Annotated in this window: 26 protein-coding genes; 15 read left to right on the top strand and 11 right to left on the bottom strand. The window is 74.4% G+C overall.

The window, feature by feature from the left end:
• Positions 1 to 3: 3 nt before the first annotated feature.
• Entirely contained in the window at positions 4 to 1095 is a 1092-nt protein-coding gene (locus IF06_RS0111375; RefSeq protein ID WP_232236660.1) for an alpha/beta hydrolase, read from the top strand.
• A gap of 75 nt (positions 1096 to 1170) precedes the next feature.
• On the opposite strand, the gene IF06_RS0111370 is transcribed toward IF06_RS0111375, so the two are convergent.
• Entirely contained in the window at positions 1171 to 1806 is a 636-nt protein-coding gene (locus IF06_RS0111370) for a helix-turn-helix domain-containing protein (protein WP_221488115.1), read from the bottom strand.
• 142 nt (positions 1807 to 1948) lie between these two features.
• Positions 1949 to 2926, bottom strand: a complete 978-nt coding sequence (locus IF06_RS0111365) for a hypothetical protein (protein ID WP_030270827.1) — start codon at positions 2924 to 2926, stop codon at positions 1949 to 1951.
• A gap of 146 nt (positions 2927 to 3072) precedes the next feature.
• On the opposite strand from IF06_RS0111365, the gene IF06_RS0111360 reads away from it, so the two are divergent.
• Genes IF06_RS0111360 through IF06_RS0111345 form a run of 4 tightly spaced genes read left to right on the top strand, consistent with a single transcriptional unit; the run spans position 3073 to position 8102 of the window.
• A complete protein-coding gene (locus IF06_RS0111360; protein ID WP_013285163.1) occupies positions 3073 to 3411 on the top strand; it encodes a PadR family transcriptional regulator in 339 nt (112 codons plus the stop codon).
• Positions 3408 to 4229, top strand: a complete 822-nt coding sequence (locus tag IF06_RS0111355; protein ID WP_013285164.1) for an ATP-binding cassette domain-containing protein — start codon at positions 3408 to 3410, stop codon at positions 4227 to 4229. Before IF06_RS0111360 ends, IF06_RS0111355 begins: the two co-directional genes overlap by 4 nt.
• Positions 4226 to 4912, top strand: a complete 687-nt coding sequence (locus IF06_RS0111350) for a hypothetical protein (RefSeq protein ID WP_013285165.1) — start codon at positions 4226 to 4228, stop codon at positions 4910 to 4912. Before IF06_RS0111355 ends, IF06_RS0111350 begins: the two co-directional genes overlap by 4 nt.
• Before the next feature lie 52 nt (positions 4913 to 4964).
• Positions 4965 to 8102 (top strand): BTAD domain-containing putative transcriptional regulator, encoded by a 3138-nt coding sequence (locus IF06_RS0111345; protein WP_030270824.1) that lies wholly within the window; start codon positions 4965 to 4967, stop codon positions 8100 to 8102.
• Here the strand turns inward: IF06_RS0111345 and IF06_RS0111340 are convergent.
• Entirely contained in the window at positions 8086 to 8832 is a 747-nt protein-coding gene (locus IF06_RS0111340) for an ABC transporter permease (protein ID WP_013285167.1), read from the bottom strand. The two genes, IF06_RS0111345 and IF06_RS0111340, sit on opposite strands and share 17 nt — an antisense overlap.
• Entirely contained in the window at positions 8829 to 9770 is a 942-nt protein-coding gene (locus tag IF06_RS0111335) for a daunorubicin resistance protein DrrA family ABC transporter ATP-binding protein (RefSeq protein ID WP_013285168.1), read from the bottom strand. The genes IF06_RS0111340 and IF06_RS0111335 overlap by 4 nt, the downstream gene beginning before the upstream one ends.
• 93 nt (positions 9771 to 9863) lie before the next feature.
• Here IF06_RS0111335 and IF06_RS0111330 point away from each other — a divergent pair, with 93 nt between their 5' ends.
• From IF06_RS0111330 to IF06_RS0111320, 4 genes are all read left to right on the top strand, one after another.
• Positions 9864 to 10436 (top strand): DUF4240 domain-containing protein, encoded by a 573-nt coding sequence (locus IF06_RS0111330; RefSeq protein ID WP_030270822.1) that lies wholly within the window; start codon positions 9864 to 9866, stop codon positions 10434 to 10436.
• A gap of 77 nt (positions 10437 to 10513) precedes the next feature.
• Positions 10514 to 11155 carry a hypothetical protein gene (locus IF06_RS34295; protein ID WP_232236658.1) on the top strand — a complete coding sequence of 214 codons (642 nt, stop codon included), beginning with the start codon at positions 10514 to 10516 and terminating at the stop codon, positions 11153 to 11155.
• Positions 11055 to 11594 carry a hypothetical protein gene (locus IF06_RS34290; RefSeq protein WP_232236657.1) on the top strand — a complete coding sequence of 180 codons (540 nt, stop codon included), beginning with the start codon at positions 11055 to 11057 and terminating at the stop codon, positions 11592 to 11594. The genes IF06_RS34295 and IF06_RS34290 overlap by 101 nt, the downstream gene beginning before the upstream one ends.
• Positions 11591 to 12580 carry a BtrH N-terminal domain-containing protein gene (locus IF06_RS0111320; protein ID WP_030270820.1) on the top strand — a complete coding sequence of 330 codons (990 nt, stop codon included), beginning with the start codon at positions 11591 to 11593 and terminating at the stop codon, positions 12578 to 12580. Before IF06_RS34290 ends, IF06_RS0111320 begins: the two co-directional genes overlap by 4 nt.
• 3 nt (positions 12581 to 12583) lie before the next feature.
• On the opposite strand, the gene IF06_RS0111315 is transcribed toward IF06_RS0111320, so the two are convergent.
• Positions 12584 to 13009, bottom strand: a complete 426-nt coding sequence (locus tag IF06_RS0111315; protein ID WP_030270818.1) for a VOC family protein — start codon at positions 13007 to 13009, stop codon at positions 12584 to 12586.
• Positions 13010 to 13054: 45 nt separating this feature from the next.
• Entirely contained in the window at positions 13055 to 16327 is a 3273-nt protein-coding gene (locus IF06_RS0111310) for a hypothetical protein (protein WP_030270816.1), read from the bottom strand.
• Positions 16328 to 16571: 244 nt separating this feature from the next.
• Here IF06_RS0111310 and IF06_RS0111305 point away from each other — a divergent pair, with 244 nt between their 5' ends.
• From IF06_RS0111305 to IF06_RS0111295, 3 genes are all read left to right on the top strand, one after another.
• The gene (locus tag IF06_RS0111305) at positions 16572 to 17465 is read left to right on the top strand and encodes a sulfotransferase domain-containing protein (RefSeq protein WP_030270814.1); all 894 of its coding nucleotides are present in this window, start codon (positions 16572 to 16574) and stop codon (positions 17463 to 17465) included.
• Between the two features lie 27 nt (positions 17466 to 17492).
• Positions 17493 to 18005 (top strand): hypothetical protein, encoded by a 513-nt coding sequence (locus IF06_RS0111300; RefSeq protein ID WP_232236656.1) that lies wholly within the window; start codon positions 17493 to 17495, stop codon positions 18003 to 18005.
• A 72-nt stretch (positions 18006 to 18077) separates the two neighbouring features.
• Positions 18078 to 18788: a helix-turn-helix domain-containing protein gene (locus IF06_RS0111295; RefSeq protein ID WP_013285176.1), complete on the top strand. Its 711-nt coding sequence runs from the start codon at positions 18078 to 18080 to the stop codon at positions 18786 to 18788.
• Here the strand turns inward: IF06_RS0111295 and IF06_RS0111290 are convergent.
• Positions 18770 to 19348, bottom strand: coding sequence for a dihydrofolate reductase family protein (locus IF06_RS0111290; RefSeq protein ID WP_030270811.1), 579 nt, complete (start codon positions 19346 to 19348; stop codon positions 18770 to 18772). The genes IF06_RS0111295 and IF06_RS0111290 overlap by 19 nt on opposite strands.
• Before the next feature lie 54 nt (positions 19349 to 19402).
• Positions 19403 to 19867, bottom strand: coding sequence for a rhodanese-like domain-containing protein (locus IF06_RS0111285; RefSeq protein WP_013285178.1), 465 nt, complete (start codon positions 19865 to 19867; stop codon positions 19403 to 19405).
• A 62-nt stretch (positions 19868 to 19929) separates the two neighbouring features.
• Here IF06_RS0111285 and ftrA point away from each other — a divergent pair, with 62 nt between their 5' ends.
• On the top strand, positions 19930 to 20931 hold the full coding sequence (gene ftrA, locus IF06_RS0111280; protein ID WP_030270809.1) for a transcriptional regulator FtrA: 1002 nt from the start codon (positions 19930 to 19932) through the stop codon (positions 20929 to 20931).
• On the opposite strand, the gene IF06_RS0111275 is transcribed toward ftrA, so the two are convergent.
• The 3 genes from IF06_RS0111275 to IF06_RS0111265 are packed head-to-tail and all read right to left on the bottom strand — an operon-like array spanning position 20898 to position 22049.
• Complete coding sequence (locus tag IF06_RS0111275; protein ID WP_013285180.1) at positions 20898 to 21266, bottom strand: nuclear transport factor 2 family protein; 369 nt, start codon at positions 21264 to 21266, stop codon at positions 20898 to 20900. The genes ftrA and IF06_RS0111275 overlap by 34 nt on opposite strands.
• Positions 21244 to 21720 (bottom strand): SRPBCC family protein, encoded by a 477-nt coding sequence (locus tag IF06_RS0111270; protein ID WP_030270807.1) that lies wholly within the window; start codon positions 21718 to 21720, stop codon positions 21244 to 21246. Before IF06_RS0111270 ends, IF06_RS0111275 begins: the two co-directional genes overlap by 23 nt.
• Positions 21717 to 22049: an ArsR/SmtB family transcription factor gene (locus IF06_RS0111265; RefSeq protein ID WP_013285182.1), complete on the bottom strand. Its 333-nt coding sequence runs from the start codon at positions 22047 to 22049 to the stop codon at positions 21717 to 21719. Before IF06_RS0111265 ends, IF06_RS0111270 begins: the two co-directional genes overlap by 4 nt.
• Before the next feature lie 205 nt (positions 22050 to 22254).
• On the opposite strand from IF06_RS0111265, the gene IF06_RS0111260 reads away from it, so the two are divergent.
• On the top strand, positions 22255 to 22971 hold the full coding sequence (locus IF06_RS0111260; protein WP_030270804.1) for a hypothetical protein: 717 nt from the start codon (positions 22255 to 22257) through the stop codon (positions 22969 to 22971).
• A 70-nt stretch (positions 22972 to 23041) separates the two neighbouring features.
• Positions 23042 to 23632 carry an FAD-dependent oxidoreductase gene (locus IF06_RS0111255; RefSeq protein ID WP_030270801.1) on the top strand — a complete coding sequence of 197 codons (591 nt, stop codon included), beginning with the start codon at positions 23042 to 23044 and terminating at the stop codon, positions 23630 to 23632.
• Positions 23633 to 23657: the final 25 nt, after the last annotated feature.

The raw sequence follows: 23657 nt of genomic DNA, 5'->3' as shown, positions 1-23657 counted from the left end.
CAGGTGCGGCTCACCGTCCTGGTCGGCCCCGGCCTGGTGGCCGACGCGGCCCTGCTGGCGTCGCTGACCGCCGCCACCTGCGCCGAACTCGACGTCTCCGGCGGGGTCGTCACCGCTGCCTCGGCCGACGAGATGCGCGTGCTGCTCGCCGCGACCGACCAGCCGGTGGTGGTGCTCCCCGGCCCCACGGCTGCGGCCCGTGCCCTGATCGGCGCGCAGCCGTCCGGCGCGGTCTGGTACGACCTCACAGTCGAGCCGCCGGTGCCCGGGGCGGTCCACCTGGCCGGGCGGGGACTGTGGGGCCTGGCCTGGGCGATCCGGCACGCCGTGCACCGCCTCCGCGCGCCGGCCACCCGGATCGCCTACGGCCCGGACCCGGACCAGTGGGGCGACCTGCGGCTGCCGTCCACCCCGGACGCCGGGCCGGCGCCGGTCGCGGTGCTGCTGCACGGCGGGTTCTGGCGGTCCATCTGGGGCGCGGACCTGATGGACGCGCTCGCCGTCGACCTGGCCGGGCGCGGGTACGCGAGCTGGAACCTGGAGTACCGGCGCCCGGACCGGCACGGCTGGGACGCGACTACACAGGACGTGCAGGCGGGCCTCCTCGCGTTGCGGGAACCGGCCCGCGACCGGTTGGTCGACCTGGACCGGATCGTCGTGCTGGGACACTCGGCCGGCGGGCAGCTCGCGTTGCGCGCCGCGGCGGACCTCGCCGCGCATACGAGCGGGCCGCGTGTCGCGCTCGCGGTGTCGCTGGCCGGGGTGCTCGACCTCACCGAGGGCGAGCGGCGCTACCTCGGCGACGGCGCGGTCGCCGCGGCGCTGGGCGGCTCACCGGTGACGGCACCACGCCGGTACGCCGAGAGCGACCCGATGCTCCGGCTGCCGACAGGGGTGCCCACACTGCTCGTGCAGGGAACGGAGGACAGCCTCGACCTCGTCGACGCCAACCGGCGCTACGCCGCCGCGGCGGCAGCCGCCGGGGACGAGATCCGCCACCTCGAACAGCCGGGGGACCACTTCGCCGTCATCGACCCGGCCTCGGCCGTCTGGCAGGACACGATGACCGCCGTGGACGCACGCCTCGGCCGCTGACGCCGGACGCTGAATCGCCCTCCGGGTTCACCTACGTGAACACGGAGGGCGATTCGTGGTGCCCGGGGGCGCGGGTCAGAACAGGCGGGGCGTGACCACCGAGACCACAGTCGTCACCGCGTCGGTGTCGTTGTAGAGCTGGTGCGGCACCGACGAGCGCAGGTGCACGCTGTCGCCCGGGAACAGCCGGTGCTCGACGCCCTCGACCTCGTAGAGCAGTTCGCCGGAGATGACGTACGCGAACTCCTCGCCCCGGTGACCGTACGCGTTCTCCCGGCGCCCGCCCGGCGCGATGTGCACGAGCATCGGTTCGAGTACCAGGTCCGGCCCGCGGTCGGAGAGCATGCGGTAGGTCTGCTGCCCGGACACGTACTGCGTGGCGGCCGTCTCCGCCCTGGTCAGCGTGAAGTGCCGGGGAAGCGAGGAGACGGTGCTGTCCGGCGCGGCGGTGCCGGCGTCGAAGAAGTCGGCCACCGACCGGTCGAGCGCCTTGGCGACGCTGCCGAGGGCGGTCAGCCCGATGGAGGAGATGCCCCGCTCGACCTGGGACAGGAAGCCGATGGACAGCCCGGAGCGGGAGGCGAGGCCGCGCAGCGTCAGCCCGCGCTCCTTGCGGTAGCGCCGGATCCGGCCGCCGACGACGCCCGCGGGCGTGTTCTCGTCCGCGGCGCCACCGGAGCCGGCCTGCTCCGACGGCGGCTGACTGTTCATGGGCCGCACGGGGACCTCCTGTCGAGGTGGCGGGACGTCCGCCGGGATGTTCGATGGTATCGAACATCCCGGCCGGTCCGCGAGGGGCCGTGCGGCCGGTTTCCCCACATCGTCCCGGTGGACCGCGGCCGGCGTCGCCCGCCTACCGCTTCACCAGGTTGCGCAGCGCCCCGAGCAGCGATCGGTGGCTGACCTCGGCGTAGATCTTCTTGTCCGAGCCGTACAGGACCACGTACGGGCACTGCTGGTCGTCCCCGCCCATGGTCTTGTCCAGCAGTCGGCGGCCGGTCGCCACCTCGTACACCCGCAGGCGGTAGGTGGCCTTCAGCAGCGTCAGCGTGTCCGGCTTCGGGTCGTCGTACCGGCACTTGCGGATCGTCGCGCCGGTGCTCGTGCGATCCAGGCAGGCGACCATCTGCACGGTCTTCGGGTCCTCCGACGCCCAGGTCCGCTCCACCCGCTTCGACAGGCCCTCGTCGTAGTAGTAGACCTGGTCGTGGCGGCGGTTGCCCGTGCCCAGGTCGGTGCCGACGAGCAGTGCCACCGGATGCGGCGCCGCTCCGGTGCGCTTCGGCGACTGCGGGAAGTAGAGAACCCCGTCGCACACGTCGTTGAGATCGGAGATCTGCGCCGCCGGGAAGTCGCTCGGCTGCGGCCCGCGCGCCGACGGCTCCGCGCTCGCCGTCGCACCCGGCGTGGGCGTCGCGCCGGACGACCGCGAGGGCGCCACCGGCGGCGCGGCGGGCTCCCGCCCGGCCGTCTCGCGGGGCGAGGAACCCAGCAGGAACGCGCCGCCGATCAGGCCCGAGCACGCCACCAGCAGCAGCACGCTCAGCACCGCGACGGCGACGACCAGACCGCGGCTGCGGCCGGACGACGGCGGGCCGGGTGGCGGGTACGGCCCGAACGGCGCAGCCGGCGTGGCCGGACCGTACGGCGGACCAGCGATGGGCGGCCCGTAACCCGGAACGGGCGACCCGTGACCCGGCCCGGTGGCGGGCGGTGGTGGCGGCCCGGGAACGCCGGGCGGCTCGCCGGCCGGCCGCATCCAGGCGGTCTCTCCCCGCTGTTCCGCGTCCCCCGCCGGTCCCTGCTCGGATCCGGCCCCCGTGTCGGACATGCGCATTCCCCCGTCGAACCTGTGCGGAGGGCGCAACCTATCAGCCTCGCCGGACCGGAGGAGGCCCCACTAGGTGGTTGCGCTACCTAGATAGCGGCGCTACCGTCATCGCCGGATGTCGTCCGATCGGGACAGTGCGGAGCGGGATGAACCAGGAACGGCGGGCGCAGTGGCTGCGCGGGGTGCTCGACCTCTGCGTGCTCGCGCTGCTGAGCCGGGGCGAGTCCTACGGCTACGAGCTGTCCCAGGCGCTGCGGGCCCACGGGCTGGGCGCCGTGCAGGGCGGCACCCTCTATCCGGTGCTGCTGCGGTTGCAGCGCTCCGGCCTGCTCACCGCGCACTGGCGGGAGGGCGGGACCGGGCCCGCGAGGAAGTACTACCGGATCAGCCCGGCCGGCAGCGCGGCGTTGCGGGCCGCCGCGATCGACTGGAGCGCCTTCGCGTCGAGCGTGGGCACGATACTGCGCGAGGAGCCGAAGCGGTGAACCACGAACCCTGGCTCGCCGCCCTGACCGGCGAGCTGCGCCGGCACGGGGTGGGGCCCGACCTGACCGGTCACGTCGTCGCCGAGGCGGCCACCCACCTGCTCGACAGCGGGGAGTCGCCGCTGCGGGTCTTCGGCGCGCCGGAGACGTACGCCCGGGCGGTGGTCGACAGCCTCGGTGGCCCCGACGTGCGACCGCCACGTCGCCAGCCCGGACCGGTGCGGCTCGCCGCGCGCGGCATCACCAAGCGCTACCGGGGGCGGACCGTCCTGGACCGGGTCGACCTCACCGTCCGGGCGGGCCAGATCGCGGCGGTGGTCGGCGCCAACGGCGCCGGCAAGAGCACCTTCCTGCGGATCTGCGCCGGCCTGCTGAGCCCGGAGGCGGGCACCGTCGAGGTGCACGGCACGCTCGGCTACTGCCCGCAGGACGGCGGCACCGCCGAGTTCCTCAGCCCGGACGAGCACTTCGTGCTGATCGGCGCCGGCCGGGGGCTGGGCCGGACGGCGGCCCGTCGGGCCGGTCGCGCGGAGGCGGCCGGGCTGGAGTGGACACCGCCGCGACGCATCCAGGCCCGGCACCTCTCCGGCGGCACGCGGCAGAAGCTCAACCTGGTGCTGGCCCGGCTCGGCGAGCCGGACGTGCTGCTCCTCGACGAGCCCTACCAGGGGTTCGACAGGGGCACCTACCTCGACTTCTGGCACGAGGTGTGGCGCTGGCGCGACGCCGGCAAGGCCGTCGTGGTCGTCACCCACCTGCTCAACCAGCTCGACCGCGTCGACGTCGTGCTCGACCTGGCCGGGGAGCGTGACGCGTGAGCCGGACCCTGGTGGTGGCCGAGGCCGCCCTGCGCGAGCTGCTGCGCCGCCGTACCGTGCTGGTCATCCTGCTGCTGATGCCGCTGGCGTTCTATCTGAGCCGCCGCGGCGACCACCTCGGACAGTCGATCCGCTTCGTCTGCCTCGGCCTGGGCTGGGCGCTCAGCACCGCCGCGCTGTTCGCGGGCAGCGCGGCGCGCGGCATCGAACCCCGCCTGCGGCTCTCCGGCTACGGCAGCCGGCACCTGGTGCTCGGCCGGCTGCTCGCGCTGTGGACCGTCGGCATGCTCCTCTCCACTCCGTACTTCCTGCTCGTCCTGGCCGACCAGCGCGACGTCCGGTACGGCGCGATCGCCCTGATCATGGCGCTGACCGTGTTCGTGTCGGTGCCGTTCGGCCTGCTGCTGAGCGCCGTGCTGCCGCGCGAGCTGGAGGGCACGCTGGTGCTGCTCACAGTGGTCGGTCTCCAGATGGTGATGGACCCGGCGGGCAGCGCCACCCGCGCGTTGCCGTTCTGGTTCAGCCGCGAGCTCGCCACGTACGCCGTCGACCACACCGACGGCGGCTACCTCAACCGCGGCCTGACCCACGGGCTGGCCTTCGCTGTCGCACTCACGCTGCTGGTCGTGGCGGCCGCCGCGGTGCGGCTGCGGCAGCGCCGCCACCTGCGCCTGGCCACCTGACCGGCGGGGGCGGCGGACCGGACCCGGTCGCCGGGCGTGGCAGGATCGGCGGGTGCAGATCGGGTTGCTCGGGCCGTTCCAGGTCACCACGGACGGTGGCGTACCGGCCGACGTGCCGGGCGCGCGGCTGCGCGGGCTGCTGGCCGCCCTCGCGCTCCAGCCCGGTCGCGTGGTCCCGAAGGCGACGCTCGTCGACTGGATCTGGGGCGAGCAGCCGCCCGCCGACGCCGCGAACGCGCTGCAACGGCTGGTCTCCCGGCTGCGCAAGGCGCTGCCGGCGGGCACCGTCGACGGGCTGCCCGACGGCTACCGGCTCGCCGTCGAGCCCGACGCCGTCGACGCCGTACGGTTCGAGCGTCTCGTCCGCCGGGCCCGCGACGGCGACGGGCCGCAGCGGGTACGGCTGCTGCGCGAGGCGCTGGGCCTGTGGCGCGGCGACGCGCTGCGCGACATCGGCCTGCCCGACAGTCCGGCGCTCGACGCGGCGGCCACCCGGCTGGAACGGCTGCGCCTGACCGCGACGGAGGACCGGTACGACGCCGAGATCGGGCTCGGCCGGGAGGCCGACCTGATCCCGGAGCTGACCGACCTGGTGGCCGCCCATCCCGTGCGCGAGCGGCTCGCCACGGCGCTGATGCGCGCGCTCGTCGCGGCCGGCCGCGACACCGAGGCGCTGCTGGTCTACCAGCGCACCGCCGACGCGCTCGCCGACGCGCTGGGCGCCGACCCGTCGCCGGAACTGTCGGCGCTGCACGTCGCCCTGCTGCGCGGCGAGACGGTCCGCCGGGAGGACACCCGCCGCACCAACCTGCGCGCCGAGCTGACCAGCTTCGTCGGCCGGGACGCCGACCTCACCGCGGTCGGCACGCTGGTGGCCGAGCACCGGCTCACCACGCTCACCGGCCCGGGCGGCTCCGGGAAGACCAGGCTGGCCACGGAGACCGGGCGCCGGATGACGGGCGACCTGCCGGACGGCGTGTGGCTGGTGGAGTTCGCCGCCGTCAGCGCCGGCGGGGACGTGGTGCAGGCGACGATCTCCGGGCTCGGCCTGCGCGACGCGCTGCTCGGCGACGCGGGCAGCGCGGAACCGGCCGACCGGCTCGTCGCGGCGATCCGGGACCGGGAGATGCTGCTGATCCTGGACAACTGCGAACACGTCGTCGACCAGGCGGCGGCGCTGGCGCACCGGCTGCTCGGCGAGTGCCGGCGGCTGCGGATCCTGGCCACGAGCCGGGAACCGCTCGGCATCACCGGGGAGGCGCTGTGGCCGGTCGCGCCGCTGGGCCTGCCGGACGGCGACGCCCCGATCGCCGAGGTCGAGTCGTCGCCCGCCGTGCGCCTGCTGCGGGACCGGGCCGCGGCGGTACGCCGGGACCTCGCCTTCGACGCCCGTACCGCGACGACGATGGCGCGGATCTGCCGGGCGCTCGACGGCATGCCGCTGGCGATCGAACTGGCCGCGGCGCGGCTGCGCACCATGTCCGTCGATCAGCTCGCCACCCGGCTCGACGACCGGTTCCGGCTGCTCACCGGCGGCAGCCGGACCGCCCTGCCCCGGCACCGGACGCTGCGCGCGATGGTCGACTGGAGCTGGGAGCTGCTCAGCGACGCCGAACGCGCGGTGCTGCGCCGGCTGTCGGTGTTCTCCGGCGGGGCGAGCCTGGACGCGGCCGAGCGGGTCTGCGCCGGCGGCGCCGTCGAGCCGGGCGACGTGCTCGACCTGCTCACCGCGCTGACCGACAAGTCGCTGCTGGTCGCCGCCGGTGACGTCGCGCCGCACTACCGCATGCTCGGCACGATCAAGGAGTATGCCGCGCAGCGGCTCGCCGAGGCGGGGGAGGCGGACCTCGCCCGTCGCGCGCACCTGGCGTACTTCACCGAGCTGGCCGAGACCGCCGAGCCGCGGCTGCGCCGCGCCGACCAGCTCACCTGGCTCGCCCGGCTGGAAGCCGAGCACGACAACATCACCGCAGCCGTGCGGGGGGCGCTCGCCGCGGGTGAGGGGCGCGAGGCGATGCGGCTCGCGGCCGGCGCCGGCTGGTACTGGTGGCTCGGCGGCCACCGGACCGAGGGCATGGAACTGATCATCGCGGCCACCGAGGCGCCCGGCGACGTGCCCGACGACATCCGAGCCGTGGTGTACGGACTCGTGGTGCTGTTCCTCAGCTCCGGGCCGGGCGACGCGCAGCACGCGGCCGAGTGGATCCACAAGGCGTACCGGTTGAGCGGCGAAGGCCACGGTGGTCACCCGGAGCTGGCCCTGGTCGTGCCGATGGAGCGCATGCTGCGGGAGCCGGACGCGCTGCTGCCCGCCTGGGAGTCGCTGCTCGACCATGAGGACCCGTGGGTACGCGCGCTGGCCCGGCTGCACCTGGGCAAGCTGCGGGTCATCCTCGGCGTCGAGGCGGCGCAGGCGGAGGCGTGCCTGCGGCAGGCGCTCGCCGAGTTCCGGGCGGTCGGTGAACGCTTCGGGATCTCGTTCGCACTCAGCGAGCTGGCCGAGCTGATCGCCGTACGCGGTGACGTCGCCGCCGCCTGCGACTACTACGAGCAGGCGGTCACGGCGGTCACCGAAGTCGGCGCCGTCGAGGACGTGATCCGGATGCGGGCGCGGCTGGCCTGGCTGTACCGGCTGGGCGGCGACGAGACGGCGAGCGCCGCCGCGCTGGCCGAGGCGCACCGGCTCGCCGCGGGGGTCGCCTGGCCGGGCGCGCTGGCCGAACTGGCGCTGGTCCGGGCGTACCTGGCCCGCCACGACGGTGACGCGGACGAGGCGTACGCGCAGCTGCGGTCGGTGTCGGCGCTGCTCGGCGACGAGGCGGACCTGGCGAGTGTCCGGGCGGGCACCCAGGATCTGCTGGGTTACCTGGCCGAGGACGTCGAGCAGGCTCGTACCCATCGGGCGGCGGCGTGCCGGGCGGCGCGCGAGGGTGGCTACGCGCCGCTGACCGCGCAGGTGCTCGTCGGTGTCGCGGACCTGGCGGTGCGGCTGGACCGGCCGGACCACGCGGCGCGGCTGCTCGGCGCCGCCACCGCGGTACGCGGGCTGCCCGACCGCGCCCACCCCGACGTGCCGCGGATCGAGGCGGCGGCGCGCGACCGCCTCGGCGACGCGGAGTTCGCCGAGGCGGTCGCACAGGGCCGGGAGACCGGCTGGGAGCGGCTGGTCGAGATCACGCTCGCTTCGTGAACGTGGACCGCGCCCACAGGTAGCCGACCACCGCGATGCCGGCGCACCAGACGACCGCGGGGATCACGTCGCCGGCCGACGGCGCGCCGTCGAGCAGGCCGCGCAGGGTCTCGATGATCGGCGTGAACGGCTGGTACTCGGCGAACTGCCGCAGTCCCGGCCCCATCTTGTCCGCGGGCACGATCGCGCTGCTGAAGAACGGCAGCAGGACCAGCGGCACGGAGGCCATGCCCGCCGACTCCGGCGACTTCGCGAACAGGCCCAGCGCGACTGTGAACCAGCTGACGGCGACGCTGAGCAGCACCACCACGCCGGCCACGCCGAGCCAGTGCAGGGGATCGGCGGCCGGGCGGAAGCCGAGCAGGAACGCCACCCCGACCAGGGCCGCGACCGCGAGGACGTTCGTCAGCACGGTGGCGACGACGTGGCCGGTCAGCACCGCGCCCCGGGAGACGTGCATGACCTTGAAACGGTTGATGATGCCCTTGGTCATGTCGGAGTTCACCGACGTCGCGGTGCCGCCGAGGCCGTAGCAGACCGCCAGCAGCATCAGGCCCGGCGTCGCGTAGTCGACGTAGTCGACGCCGACGGAGAACGCGTCGCCGAGCATGTACACGAACATCAGCATGACGATGATCGGCATCAGCACCGCGTTGAACACCGAGGTCGGGTTGCGGCGCAGGTGCGTCAGGTTGCGGCGCAGCATGACGACCGAGTGGTTTCTGCTCATCTGGCGGCCACCTCCGGGGTACGGCCCGTCAGGGCCAGGAACACGTCGTCGAGGTCGGGGGTCTGCACGGACAGGTCGTCGGCGTTGATCGCGTGCGCGTCGAGCCGGTCGAGCAGGGCGCGCAGCGCCGCGGTTCCGCCGTCGGCGGGCACCCGCAGCGCCAGCGCCTCCTCGTCGCGTACCGCCTCGGGCAGCACCAGCGCCGCCGCGTCGAGTTCGGCGACGGTGCCGAACCGCAACCGCACGTGCGTGCCGGGGATCCGGCGCTTCAGCTCCTCCGGCGTGCCCTGGGCGACCAGCCGGCCCTGGTCGAGCACCGCGATCCGGTCGGCGAGACGGTCGGCCTCGTCGAGGTACTGGGTGGTGAGGAAGACCGTCACGCCGCCGGCCACCAGATCCCTGATGATCGACCACATGGTGCGGCGGCTGCGCGGGTCCAGCCCGGTCGTCGGCTCGTCCAGGAAGATGATCCGCGGCTCGCCGACCAGCGTCATCGCCAGGTCCAGCTTGCGGCGCATGCCCCCGGAGTACGTCGACACCGGCTTGTCGGCGGCCTCGACCAGGTCGAACCGTTCCAGCAACTCCGCGACGACCCGCTTGCCGGGCACGCGGTTGCGCGGGCCGAGGTCGACCATCAGTTGCAGGTTCTCCCGCCCGGTCAGCAGTTCGTCCACCGCCGCGAACTGCCCGGTCACGCCGATCGCCGCGCGGACCGCCTTGGCCTCGGTGACGACGTCGTGCCCGGCCACCCGCACCGACCCGGCGTCGGCGCGGATCAGGGTGGTCAGGATGTTGATCGCTGTCGTCTTGCCGGCTCCGTTCGGGCCGAGCAGGGAGAAGATCGTCCCGGCGGGGACGTCCAGATCGATGCCGTCGAGCACCACCTTGTCCTTGTACGCCTTGCGCAGCCCGGAGACCGTTATCGCTGAACTCGTCATGCGACCACCATGGGCGGCCGTACCGCCACCGCCCTGACACGGCGCTGACACGGCCGCTGACAGCTTGTCGGTGGGCCGGCGTACGGTCCCGCCGTGGATCGGGAGACGTTCTGGGACATCGTGGAGCGGGCGCGCCGTGCCGCGGGCCGCGAGACGGTCACCGCCGAGGGGGCCGACGCGGTGGCCCGGCACCTCGTCGCGGAGCTGTCGGTGCTGAGCCCGGCAGCGATCGTGGGCTTCCAGCAGGCGTACGACGACGTGAATCTAAAGGCGTGGCGCTGGGACCTGTGGGCGGCCGCCTACCTGATGCGCGGCGGCTGCTCGGACGACGGATTCGACTACTTCCGCGGCTGGCTGGTCGCGCAGGGGCGGGCGGTCTGGGAGCGGGCCGTCGCCGATTCCGACTCACTCGCCGAGGCCGGCGTCGACCCGGAAGACGACGCGGTCGAGTGCGAGGCGGTGCTGAGCGCGGCGGGCGACGCCTACGCCGAGGCGACCGGCGCCGGCACCGACGCGTTCTGGGAGGCGCTCGACGCCGCCGACCACGCTGCTCCCCCCGGCCCGGCGCCGGCCGACCCGGCCGGTGAGGACTTCGACTTCGACGACGACGAGCAGATGCGCGCCCGCCTGCCGCGCCTGGCGGCGATCTACCGGCCGGTGGAATGACGGGTCACGGCCCGCCGCCGGCCCGATCCGGGTTAACCGCTGGTCCGCCGCGGGCCGGGTGGGCGAGCATGGTCGGCATGGCCGGGTCGACGGGTGCGAGGCTGCCGCTCCAGGGTGGGCTGCCACCCGGCGAGGCGCTGACCGGCGCGGTGCTGGAGATCGCCTGCGACGAGTCCGGTTTCTCCGGGACCAACCTGCTCGATCCGGCCACCCCGGTGATCGTCCACGCCAGCGTCGACCTGAGCCGTGACGAGGCCGCTGCGTTGATCCGTACGCTGCGGTCCGGGTTCCGGTTCTCGCCCGACGAGGTCAAGTCCCGGCAGTTCCTGCGCCGCCGCGAGGCCGCCGAGGCGGTGGAGTGGTTCCTGTCCGCGCTGCGCGGCCGGGCGCACGTGCACCTGGTCGACAAGGAGTTCTTCCTCGCCACCCGGGTCGTCGACCTGCTGCTGGCCGAGCCGTCGTACGCGGCGGGCACCCGCCTCGCCGGTGACCGGGCGTCAGGCCGCGGCGGCGCTGCACCGGGCCGGGCGGGCGGCCGGACCCGGCTGGGCGGTCTTCCTCGCCGCCGTCGTCGAGATGCTGCGCACCAAGCGGCGGGATCGGGCGGACGACCGGAGCGTGCAACGGTTCTTCGCCGCGCGGGACGCGTTACGGCGTCACGTCGGCGACGAGGCGGCCGGCGCGGTCCTCGACGCGCTCGATCCGGCCCGGGTGGCTGAGGTGCAGGCCAGGTTGTACGCGGGCGACCGGACGATCCCGCCACCGCTGGAGCCGCTGCTGCCGGCGCTGGCCGAGACCGTCCTGCACTGGAGCGGCGGCCGGCGGCGGGTGCTGGTGATCCACGACGAGCAGAGCGCGCTCACCCAGGACCGGCTGCGCCGCCTCCAGGCGGCACTGGCCGCGGTCGACCCTGCCGGTCCGTCACCGCTGGCCGGGCTGGTGATGACCGATTCGCGCGACGACCCGCGCGTCCAGGCCGCCGACCTGCTCGCCGGGGTGGCCCGCCGGATGCCCGGCATCCCCGGCGACGGACCGCTGCGCCCGCTGCTGACCCCGCCCTCCGGGGACGCCCCGGGCACCGCCGATGGAGCGCACGATCCGGGCGCCGCCGCGACGCACGATCCGAGCGCCGTGACGGCGGAACAGGAGGCGACGTGATTCTCGACGACGTGACGCCGACCGGCGGGGTGCACTGCGAGACCACCACGCTCGGCGTGCTGACCCGGCACGCGGGCCTGGACCTGTCCGAGCCGATGCTGTTCGGTCTCGGCGAGGGGCTCGGCTTCGTCTACTGGGACGCCAAGGGCATGGACGTGCCGTTCCTCGGCGGGCGCACCAAGCCGCTGTGCGTGACCCGCGCCGCAGCCGACCGCCTCGGGTTGGACCTGCGCGTCCGGGAGACGACGTCGGCGGCCAGGGCGTGGCGGAACGTCACCGAGGCGCTGGACGCCGGGCATCCGGTCGGCCTGCAACTGGACTCGTACCACCTGGACTACTTCACCACCCGGGTCCACTTCGGCGGGCACACAGTCGCCGTGTACGGCTACGACGACTCACACGCCCACCTGGTCGACACCGCCCAGCAGGGCGGCGCGGTGACCACCACGCTGGACAGCCTGGCCCGGGCCCGCGCCGCGCGCGGGCCGATGACCGCGCGCCACCTGTCGTACACGCTCACCGCGCCCGGCGGCCCGCCGGACCTGGACGCCGCCGTCCGCGCGGCGGTACGCGCCAACGCCGGGGCGTTCCTCGACCCGCCGATCGCCAACCTCGGCCACCGGGGGATCGCCACCGCCGCCGCCCGGGTGACCCGCTGGCTGGACCGCGCCGCCGATCCGGCACGCGACCTTCCGCTCGCCGCGACGCTGATGGAACGCGGCGGCACCGGCGGCGCGCTGTTCCGCACCATGTACCGGGACTTCCTCGCCGAGGCCGCCACCGTCACCGGTGACGCCCACCTGCGCCGGGCACAGCTGATGTACGCCGACATCGCGCCGCTGTGGACCGCCGTCGCCGACCACATCGCCACCGCCGGGCGGACCGGGGACGCCACCCACCTGACCCGCGCGTCTGTGGTCCTCGCCGACCTGGCCGTCCGTGAACGCGAGGCGATGACGGTGCTGGCCGCCGTCGACGCCGGGTAGGCGTCAGCCGAGCTGCTCGGCCAGCGCCACGATGACGCCCGCCGGGCCGCGCAGGTAGCAGAGCCGGTAGACGTCCCCGTACTCCGCCACCTCACCGATCAGCTCACCGCCGTGGGCCCGCAGCCGGGCCACCGTGTCGTCGACGTCGTCCACGGCGAACATGACCGACCGCAGGCCCAGCGTGTTCGGCGGCGCGTCCGGCGGTTCGGCGGCGACGAGTGCCGGCGCCCGGAACCGCGTCAGTTCGAGCTTGCCGTGGCCGTCCGGCGTCCGCATCATCGCGATGTCGACCCGCACGCCTTCGATGCCGTTGACCCGGTCCACCCACTGCCCCTCGACCGGCATCTCGCCCTCCACCTCCATCCCGAGTTCGGTGAAGAAGGCGATCGCGGCCGGCAGGTCGTCCACCACGACGCTGACGTGATCCATCCGCTGAAGCGTCACGCTCCGAGCATAGGGCGACGCCCGGCGTGGTCAGCTCATGTCGAGCGTGTACGCGGCCTCCCGTACGTCGGCGTCCGGATGACGGCGCAACCCGACGAGCAGGTCCCGCCACGGCGTCTTCCAGCCGAACTCCGACCCGTGCGCGACCAGCGCCACCGCGAACAGGCCAGCGGCCAGGTCTCCGCGCCCGGCGAGGTGGTCCACCGTCTCGGCGAGGGCCGCCGGATCGGGCCGCCGCCGCATGGTGAGCAGGCGATCGCCGACGCGTTGCGCGGTGCGGACCGCTACCACGGGCCGGCCGGCGCAGAGTGCGGCGACCTCGTCCAGCTCGTCGAGCCGGCCGAGTTCGACGAGCAGCCCGGTGGCCGTACCCAGGAAGCCGTCCTGGCCGGCGAGCCACCGCGCCGCCTCGACCAGCCCGGCCCGGTCGGCGCCGGCGGGGCGGCTGTCGGACCAGAGGGCCGCGCCCTCCGTGAGCAGTTCGACGCGCCGCCGGGCGGGCCGGTCGGCGGCCGGGCCGCCCGGGTCGTCGTCGGCCGCGTCCCGCTCCACCAGCCGGGCCAGCGCGGCCCGGAACGCCGTGTCGCCACCGGCCCGCAGCAGGTTCGCCACCCCGATGGCCGGCGTCGTCTCGTCCGGGTCGGTGAGCCGGTCCACGACCAGGTCGGTGACGTCGGTCAGCCACGGCGACCACTCGCCGAGCGCGGCGAACGCGGCGCGCCGGACCTCCCGGTCGTCGGCCCGGCACGCCTGCACCACCAGCGCGGCGTAGGCGCGGCGGTGGCGCTCCGAGATCCCCGACGGGTACGCGCCGAGCACCGCCCGCCGTTCCTCCCGGCCGGCGTGCACCGCCGCGCGCAGCACGGCCCAGGTCGCCTCGGTGCCCAGCCGCTGCCGGGCGGCGGAGACGATCGCCGCGCGCACGTCGCGGTGCGTGCCCCGAGCGGCGTACGCCTCCCCGAGCACCACCATCACGTCCACCTGCGCGTAGCGGGCCAGGAGCCGCGCGGCCTCCTTGCGGCTGGTGACCTTCGCGGCGCCGGTGAGCACCCCGCCCAGCAACTCGGCCAGCCGGACCGGCGGGACGTGGCGGGCGGCCCGTCCGGCGGCGTACAGCGCGACGCGGGCCCGGTCGCCGTCGGCGTACCGGAGCAGCAGCGGGAACGCCTCGTCCGGCCGGTCGGTCCAGGCCAGCGCGCCCAGCGCCGCCTCGGCGACCGGCACCTCGGACGCGTCGACGTGGCGCAGCACCATCTCGCGTCCGGCCGGGCCGGCCCCGGCGGCGGCCCGGATCGCCGCCGCCCGCTGCCACACCCGGTGACCGGAGTCGGCGACGACGCGCGCCTGAAGCGCCACGAAGCGTTCCTGGTGGCGCGGAAGCCACCGCTGTGCCCGCGGCGCCGGGCCGGGCACCCACCGCTTCCCGTTCTCCACGAACCGGCCGCGCGGCGGCCGGTCCAGCACGCGGTCGAGCAGGTCGGTGCGGGACGTGCAGACGATCGCCCACACCTCGTGGATCGCCACCGCCGACGCGTCGACGTCGAGCACCTCGGCGACGCGCCGCGAGCGGGTACGCGGATCGGCGAGCCACAGCCCGACGGCCGTACGGGCCACAGCGGGCAGGGTGCCCGGCCCGATCGTCCGGCGCAGCAGGTCTTGAAGCTCCGGCAGACGCCAGGCGCGCCGGCCGAGCGCGTGGGTGAGCGCGAACAGCAGTCCGTACCGGCCGCGCGCCACGCCGGCCTCGATCCGGCCGCGCAGCCGGTCGAACACCACCCTCTCCTGGCCGTGGCGCAGCACCGTGTCGAGCCGGCGCAGCACCGGCACGTTCGCGTCGCTGCTCACCGCGTCGATCGTGCGCAGTGCCCACTCGGTCAGCTCCGGCACGTCCACGTGAAGCGTGAGGACGTCGACGGCGAGCCGGCTCAACGCCGTGGTGGTGGTCGCCGAGGTGTCCCGGGCGTCGACCGCGTCGGTGGTGAGCCCGGTCAGCCCGCCCGCGCTCGTGGCGGTGAGCAGCGGCGCCACAGTGGCCAGCGCGGTGAGCGCGGCGGCGCGTACCGGGTCCTGCTCGTTGCGCAGCCGGCCCAGCCGGACCACCACCTGGGCCACCGTCCGCGGATCACGGGAGCGGCGCGCGGCCGCCACCAGCAGCCGCCACCCGTCCGCCCGTTCGTCCGCGTCGCCGGAGCGCAGCGCCGCGCTCGCCGACGCGGACGCCTCCGGCCACGGCAGGTACGCGCTCCAGAACCGCACCTGCTCCTCCCGCTCCCGGACGGACGGGAGGGTCAGCACGCGGGCCGCCTCGCGTGCCCGTACCGCAGCCGGCAGCACCTCCATCACCGCGGCGCCGGGTAGCAGCGCCGTGGTGTCGGTGTCGGCCAGCGCTCCGTCGTACAGCTCGGCGCGGCGGCTCGGCGGCACGGCGCGCAGCAACGCGGCGAGCGCACGGTCGTGCTCCCGCAGCCGGGCGGCCAGCGGGACCAGTTCACCAGTGGGCAGCGTGGTGAGGCGGAGCAGCAGCGCCCGGGGCAGCACGGTCCGGGCCAGCCAGGCCGCGCGGCCGGGCGACGTGAGCAGGCGTACGACCCGGCGCGCGTCGTGTGCGGCGAGCCGCCCGTACGCGACGATCGGGCCGGGCAGCGACTCCTCGGGCGCGTACGCGTCGAGCAGGTCCAGGGCCCGCGCGGGCTCACCGCGCAGCACCGCGCCGGCGGCCTCCGCCCAGATCCGCCCGCGCGACTCGGGCGGGGCCGCGGCGAGCCGCTCACCGGTGCGCGCCAGAACGATGTCGCTGTGCGTCCGCATCAGCCGTTCCGGGTTCAGCGCGTGTTCCAGGTCGGGCAGCCAGGCCCGTACCGTCTCGGGGCCGCAGGCCGGCAGCAGCGCGGCGGCCTCGTGGTCGCCGAACCGCTCGCGTACTCCGATGATCAGCGCGTCGGCGACGGCCGGCACCGGGTTGCGGCGCAGCGCCCGGTAGACGCGCCGCCGCGCGCCGGCCGGCTGGTCGGTCAGGTCGGCGGGCGTCACGCCGGCCCGCACGGCGGCGGTCAGCGCGGTGGCGGCGATCGAGGGTTCCGGGTCGAACGTCGCGGCCAGGACGGCCGCGGTGTCCCGGCTGGCCAGCGCGGCGAGCAGCGCGAGACGCCGCTCGTAGGGGCCGTGCCGGCGCAGGTCGGCGCAGACCTGTGCCCGGTCGGGCGCGGTGCGTGCCCATGCCACGAGACGCCGCGTCCGGTCGCGGTGGGACAGCGGGTCGAGGGCGGTCAGCAGGTCGCGGGTGGCGGTGAGCACGGCGCTCATTGTGCCGGTGCGCGGTTCCGCGCGGGTGCCCCCTCGCGCCTATTCCGCAATTCCTATGGAAATTGTAGATTTTCAGCGTTCTCCCAGCCGCCCGGGATTGACATCAATCGGACCGTCGGGGATATTCCTAGCGGCGCGTCGGGGCGCGGGGCGGAGCAGGCGAGGTCTGCGGACTTCACCTGCGTGACGTGCGGAAAGGTGTTCGTGCTGCCCCTGCTCCGCGGGGTCCGGATGAGGTTGGGAAATGATTAATCGGGCCGTCGAATTCGCCAAGCACAATTCGCCGAATTCTCTGCGCGTCAAGGCCCGGCGGGCGCAGATGGAAGCGCGCAACGCCCGCATGCGACTCACCGTTCCGGTGGTGGCCCGTAGCGAGTTCGACAACATCTTCCACTGCACCGTCCGCAAGACCGGCAGCCAGTGGATCAAGGCGCTGTTCAGCGACCCGGCCGTCTACCGCCACTGCGGGATGCTGCCCTACGACCCGCGCTTCTACTCCGGCGGGGCGACCGCGCCGGTGCCGGCCGGCCGCATCGGCCTGGCGATCTTCCTGTCCCACAAGCGGTTCGAGGCAGTGCCCAAGGCCGGCAGCTACCGCGCGTTCTTCGTGATCCGCGACCCGCGCGACGTTGTCGTCTCCAGCTACTTCTCGCTGCGCAACTCGCACGCCCCGATGGGCGACATCCCGCAGGCACGCAAGGCCCTCCAGGAACTGCCGAAGAAGGAGGGCATGCTCTACGTCATCGACCGCCTGCGCGACAAGAAGCAGTTCGGGCAGATGCGGTCCTGGGCGGTCGCACCGAGCGCCGAGACGTTCCGGCTGTTCCGCTACGAGGACCTCACCGGCGAGCGGCAGGCCGACGAGGTCGACCAGCTCCTGCGGCACTGCGGCATCACGCTGCCCCCGGCCGAGCTGGAGGCCCTGCTGGCGCGCTACAGCTTCACCAAGATGAAGAAGTCCAAGGAGACCCCCGGGCGGATCTCCCACTACCGCAAGGGTGCGTCCGGCGACTGGCGCAACCACTTCGACGACGACATCTACGCCGCGTACACGAAGGCGGCCGGTGACCTCGCGGAGATCCTCGGCTACCCCGCCCGGGACGACGAGCGGAACGGGCAGGAGTCCGCCGCACGGTAGTGCGGGACACAGGGCCGGGTGAGAAGAATGCCGGACCGGGAGATGATCATTGCTTCCCTGGGAACCGCCGGGGTGGAGGTGGTCGACTTCCACTGGGACTCCGCCGGGCTCCCGGCCTCGGCGGCCTGGATGCTCTCCGCGTGCTCGGAGGAGGACGGCAGGGAGGATGTCGAGTTCATGTTCGACGACTCCTGCCTGATCGAGGGCGCCAACGCGGCGTGGTGGGACTTCGCGTACACGGGCCGGTTGTTCGACGAAGAGGGGTGCTTTCTCGTCTCGGTCGGGCCGGTCGACGGAGAGCCGTCAGCGAGGCCGCACTGGGCCCGGGTGCGGCTGCGCGACGAATGGGATGTCATCGGCAAAGGCGTGGACCGGGGTGTGCTGGGAGGCCCTTCGGGGCGACCTGGCTTCGTCATGATGGCGCTGGACGAGCGTGTGATCGTCGGCGCTACCACCTGGAACGGATTCATCAGCGTCATGAGGTTGGCAGATCCGACGACGGCCGAGCCGATCCGCCGGGCGATGGGTTTGCACGACTGAGCCGGAGAGCCGGACCGGCCGTTCCCCGGGCGCCCGACCACTCGTGCCCCGTGGCCGCCGTATGCTCCTGCCGTGGAGCTGCGGTTCACCACGCGGGCGTCCGACTCGGCCTGGATCGACACCGTGTGGACCTGCACCAGCGATCGGGTCGACGAGATGACCTCGGTGGCGACCCCGTGCTGGGGGCTCGTGTTCTGGCAGCGCGACGGGCGCTCCCACGCGGCCGTCTCCGGCCCCGAGACCGCGACCGGCACCGCGCCGGTGCCCGAGGGCGCCACATTCGTCGGCATCGAGTTCGCGGTGGGCACCTCGCTGCGGCTCGTACCCACGCCCGAGCTGGTGGACAGCGGCGCCGAGCTGCCCGACGTGAGCCGCCGGACGTTCCGGCTCGACGGCGGCCGGTGGCCCACACCCGGCCCGGACGACGCCGAGGCCCTGGTGGACCGGCTGGTCCGTGCCGGTGCGGTGGTCCGCGACCCGCTGGTCACCGAGACGCTGCGCGGCGGCCGTCCACCGGCGTCACCGCGTACGCTCGAACGCCGGTTCCGGGCGGCGACCGGGCTGACCCGGGGCGCGGTGCGGCAGATCGACCGCGCGCGCCGCGCCGCCGTGCTGCTGGCCGCCGGCGGCCCGCCCGCCGACGCGGTCACCACCTTCGGGTACGTGGACGAACCGCACCTGGCCCGCGCGCTGCGCCGGTACGTCGGACGGACGGCCGGTGAGCTGCGCGCGGGCGCCGGTGGTGCGATAGCGCTGGACCCGGCTCAGCGGGTCACGTCGTAGATCAGCTTGACGACGCCGTTGGGATAGGCGGCGGAGTCGCGCAGGCGCAATGTCTGCCGGTCCCGGTCCGCCTGGCTGAACAGGCCCTTGCCGGCGCCGAGCAGCACCGGGAAGACGAGCAGGTGGTACCTGTCGATCAGGTCCGCCTCGGCGAGACGGCGGGCGAGTTCGGCGCTGCCGTGGATGAAGATGTCGCCGCCGTCGCCCTGCCTGAGCGCGGCGACGTCGGCGGTGCTCCGCAGGACGGTCAGCGGTCCCCAGCCGTCGATCAGCGCGTCCTCGGGCAGGCTTGACGACACCACGTACTTCGGCAGATCCCGGTAGGCGGCGTGGTCCTCGGAGTCGCGCCAGGTCGGCGCGAACGCCTCGTAGCTGCGCCGTCCGAACATCAGCGCCGTGGTCTGTTCCAACTCCTCACCCTTGAGCGAGAACGCCTCCGGCAGGAACTCGACGTCCTTGACGACCCAGCCGCCGCTGCGGTGCTCCTCGCCCGGACCGCCGCCGGGGGAGTCCACCACGCCGTCGAGCGACATGAATCCGGTGTAGACAAGATCACGCATGCGGCCATGCTAGGAACGGCCACCACCTGCCGTCTTGTACGGAACCGACACGCCTCAGCAGCCGCACGTCGCGCCGGCCGGGGCGGTGAGGTCGTCGGCGGGCCGCCGGACCAGCCCGGCCTCGGTGCGTACCGGGAAGCCCTCCCGCACCCAGTACTCGTACCCGCCGATCATCTCCTTGACCGGCCGGCCGAGCCGGGCGAACTCCCGCGCCGCGCGGGTGGCGCCGTTGCAGCCCGGCCCCCAGCAGTACGTGACCACAGTGGCGTCCGCCGGTACCAGCTCGCCCGCCCGGCCGGCGATCTCCGCGGTGGGCAGGTGCACGGCGCCGGGGATGTGCCCCTGCCGCCACGCCGGAAGGGAGCGCGAGTCGATCACGACCAGGCCGGTCACGCCCGCCTCCAGGTCGGCGTGCACGTCGCTGACGTCGGCCTCGAAGGTGAGCCGGGCCGCGAAGTGGGCGAGGGCGTCGGCGGGACGGGCAGCGGGGATGCGCAGAACGTTCGACATGGCACCCATCGTGGTGGCCGCCGTCCGGTCGCTCCAGTGGCGCGAGCGACGCTGTTCGCTAAGATCCCGCCATGAACCGTGCCACCGTGTCGGTGCTGGCGTACGAGGGCATGTCGGCGTTCGAGACCGGAATCGTCACGGAGGTCTTCGGCCTGCCCCGCCCGGAGTTCGACGTCGGCTGGTACGAGCTGACCGTCTGCGTGGAGACACCCGGCGCGGTGCGGCTGGTCGGCGGCGCGACGCTGCACACCGGCCACGGCCTCGACGCGTTCGCCGCCGCCGGCACGCTGATCGTGCCCGGCGTCGCCGACGTGCACGCCGACCCGTCACCAGCGCTCACCGACGCGCTCCGCGCGGCCCACCGGCGCGGCGCCCGGATCGTGTCGATCTGCTCGGGCGCGTTCGCCCTGGCCGGCGCGGGACTGCTCGACGGCCGCCGCGCCACCACCCACTGGCGGTACGCCGACCTGCTCGCCCGGCGCCACCCGGCGGTACGCGTCGACCCGGACGTGCTCTACGTCGACGACGGGGACATCCTCACCAGCGCCGGAAGCGCTGCCGGTCTCGACCTCTGCATCCATTTGGTACGCCGCGACCACGGTCCGACGATCGCCAACGCGGTCGCCCGCCGGCTGGTCGTACCGCCGCACCGCGAAGGCGGTCAGGCGCAGTTCATCGAGGCGCCGGTGCCCGGCGACCCCGAGGACGACCGGCTCGCCGCCAGCATGTCCTGGGCGCTGGCGAACCTCAGCGCCCCGATCACCGTCGACCGGCTGGCGCGGCGGGCGCACATGTCGGCCCGTACCTACCTGCGGCACTTCGCGCGGGCCACCGGCACCACCCCGATCCGGTGGCTGATCGAGCGGCGCGTCCAGGCCAGCCTCCCGCTGCTGGAGACCACCACCGCGCCGATCGAGGAGGTCGCCACGACGGTCGGGTTCGAGACGGCGGTGACGTTCCGGCACCACTTCACCGCAGCGATGCGGACCTCGCCGTCGGCGTACCGCCGGGCCTTCACCCGGCCCGGCGGCCGCCACGCTCACGACCCGGCAGACCCCAGCGGTACGACGTAGGAGTCGACGCGGGCGATGAGCCCGTCCCGGAACGTGAACAGGTCGTTGAAGGCGAAGCGGAACGGCCCGTGCTCGACGCTGACGCCCCGGCCCTCGCCGGTCACCACGACGACCGGCCCGTCCTCGTGCACGCGCTCGACGTCGAGCTGCGGGCTGCCGGTGAAGGCCGGATTCTCGATCTCGCCGTCGAACTCCGTCCGGCCCCGGGTGGTGCGGTGGCCGTGGATGACCCACTCGACGTCGTCGGTGAGCGTGGCGAGGATGCGCTCGTGGTCGCTCGCCCGGAAGCCGTCGAAGTATTCGGCGACCAGGTCACGCTGGGTTGCTCGGGTCACTGCTGTCTCCATCGTCGTGGTGTCGGAGGTGGGCGGCGAGGGCGTCGAGGATCGAGGCGAGCCCGTCGGCCGCCTGGTCGGTGCGCAGCTCGGGCGGAAGCTTGCGCTGGTGCACGGTGAGGTCGGTGCCGTGTCCGGCGGGCCGCAGCGTGACTGTGGTGCGCAGGCCGGTGACCGGCTCGTCGAACACCAGCTCGCTCGGCGGTTCGACGCGTACGTAGACGAACCGCAGCCGCCCGGTCCGGCCGTCCGGGGCACGGGTGTCGAGCGCGAACTCCCCGCCGGGTCGCAGGTCGACAGTCACCGACGCCTGCGGCACGGTGGCGTGCGAGCCGCCCCAGAACGCGGCGATCCCGGTCGGTGAGGTGAAGGCCTCCCACACCCGGTCGGGCAGGGCGGGCAGATGGCGGCGGGCGATCAGTTCGTCGCCGTCTCGTTCGGTAGCCGCCCTCACCGGGTCGCCTCCGGAGCGGAGAGGTGCGTCTCCAGCGCGTCGAGGCGGTCGTCCCAGGCGCGGCGCTGCTCGTCGATCCACGTGCTCAGCCGGGTGAGCCGGTCGACGCGCAGCCGGCACGGTCGCCGTGTGCCCTCGCGTCGCTGCTCGACCAGGCCGCACCGGCGCAGGACGCCGACGTGGTGGGAGATGGCCTGCGGCGTCAGGTCGAACGGCTCACCCAGCTCGCCGACTGTGGCCTCACCACGGGCGAGGCGGGTCACCAGGGCGCGGCGGACGGGGTCGCCGAGGGCGGCGAAGGCGAGGTCGAGGTCGGGATCGGAGCGCATGCCCTCACGCTATCGCAAACAATCATTTGTGCAAGCACCTGTTTGCAGAGTCGCCGCACCCTTGTGGGTGGACCGGCCGGAACCCGGCAGCGGGGCCGGGCGTTGGGGGAGTGGCGGTGCTGTTTCGGGTGACGCCGCATCGGGAATTCGTCGGGACGGGCCCGGGACGGAGGTCGACGTGAGGACACCGAGTCGCCGTAGACGGATGCTTGGCGCACCCCTGCTCGTCACCGCGCTGCTGGCCGGCGCGTGTGGCGACGGCGGCGCGAACGACGGTGGCGCCGCGGGGACCACCTCGCCGCCGGCCGCCGGCTCGACGACCGCGACGCCGTCGCCGTCGGCCTCGTCCGGCGGACGCGTCACGATTCCGACGTCAGCCTTCGCCGATCTGCCGCCGGAGCTGCGCAAGACCGACGCGCAGCCGATGGAGGTCACCGACGCGCTGCCCGGATTGTGCGACCAGGAGTTCCGCAGCGGCGGGCGGTCGGTCACCGCGAGCGCCGCCATGAGGAGCGCCTACAAGCAGCCCAAGGACCCGCCGGAGAACGTCCCCTACGGCACGCTGCACCAGACCGTCTTCGCCTTCGAGGGCACCGGCGCGGCCGACTACCTGCGCCGGGTACGCGGCGCGGTCGCGGACTGCCGGTCGTTCCAGGCCTCGGGCGGCACCGTCACCGTCCGGTCCGAGCCGATGGCCGGAACCGGGGACGAGGCCCTGCTGGTGACGGTGAGCCGGCCGGCGACCAGCCTGGACGGCAGCCCGGCCGAGGGCCGGACCACCAGCCAGATCCTCGTGATCCGGGTCGCCGACGCGGTCACGGTCGTGCACGACCAGGGCTGGGAGGGCACCAGCAACGACCCCGGCCTGGCCGACGACGTCGCCCGGTCCGCGGTCCGCGGCCTCGACTCCTGGCAGCGCTAGCGACGGCGGCGCGCCACCCGGGGGTGCAGAATGGGCGGACCGCCGCGACCGTCGAGTGGATGGAGCCGCCATGGCCGCACGTCCGGACGTCGTCGTCCTCGGAGCGGGGGTGAGCGGGCTCAGCACCGGCATCCGGCTGGTCGAGAGCGGCGCCCGGGTGCTCGTCCGCACCGCGGCGCCGCCCGCACACACGACGTCGGCGCTGGCCGGGGCGATGGTCGGCCCGAATCTGTCCCCGCCCGGCGACATCGGCCTGCACCCGGTGCGCGGCCCTCGGATCGTGGTGCGCAACCCCGGCCTGGACCGGTTCTTCATCGAGGCGCCGATGGCGCCGACATGGGCGTCGATCTTCCCGCACGGCGACCACGTGGTGCTCGGCGGCGGCCAGCGGCGCAGCGACGACACCACCCCCGATCCGGCCGAGGAGGCCGACGTCCTCGCCCGGTGCGTCGCGATCGAACCCGCCCTGGCCGCCGCCGAGGTCCTCGAACACCGCGTCGGGCTGCGTCCCGGCCGGGCGGTGCCGCGCGTGGAGGCCGAGCGGCGTGGTGACGCGCTCGTCGTGCACAACTACGGCCACGCGGGCAACGGCGTGATGCTGTCCTGGGGCTGCGCCCGCGACGCCGCGGCGCTCGCCCTCGGCCCGGCGCCCGCCGCCTGACGGGGCCGCCGGTCCGGCGGCACGG

The organism is Micromonospora globosa (assembly GCF_000717585.1).
Lineage (GTDB): Bacteria > Actinomycetota > Actinomycetes > Mycobacteriales > Micromonosporaceae > Micromonospora > Micromonospora aurantiaca.
The sequence above is the reverse complement of the archived record's forward strand: the minus strand, read 5'-3'. Positions and strand labels throughout refer to the sequence as shown.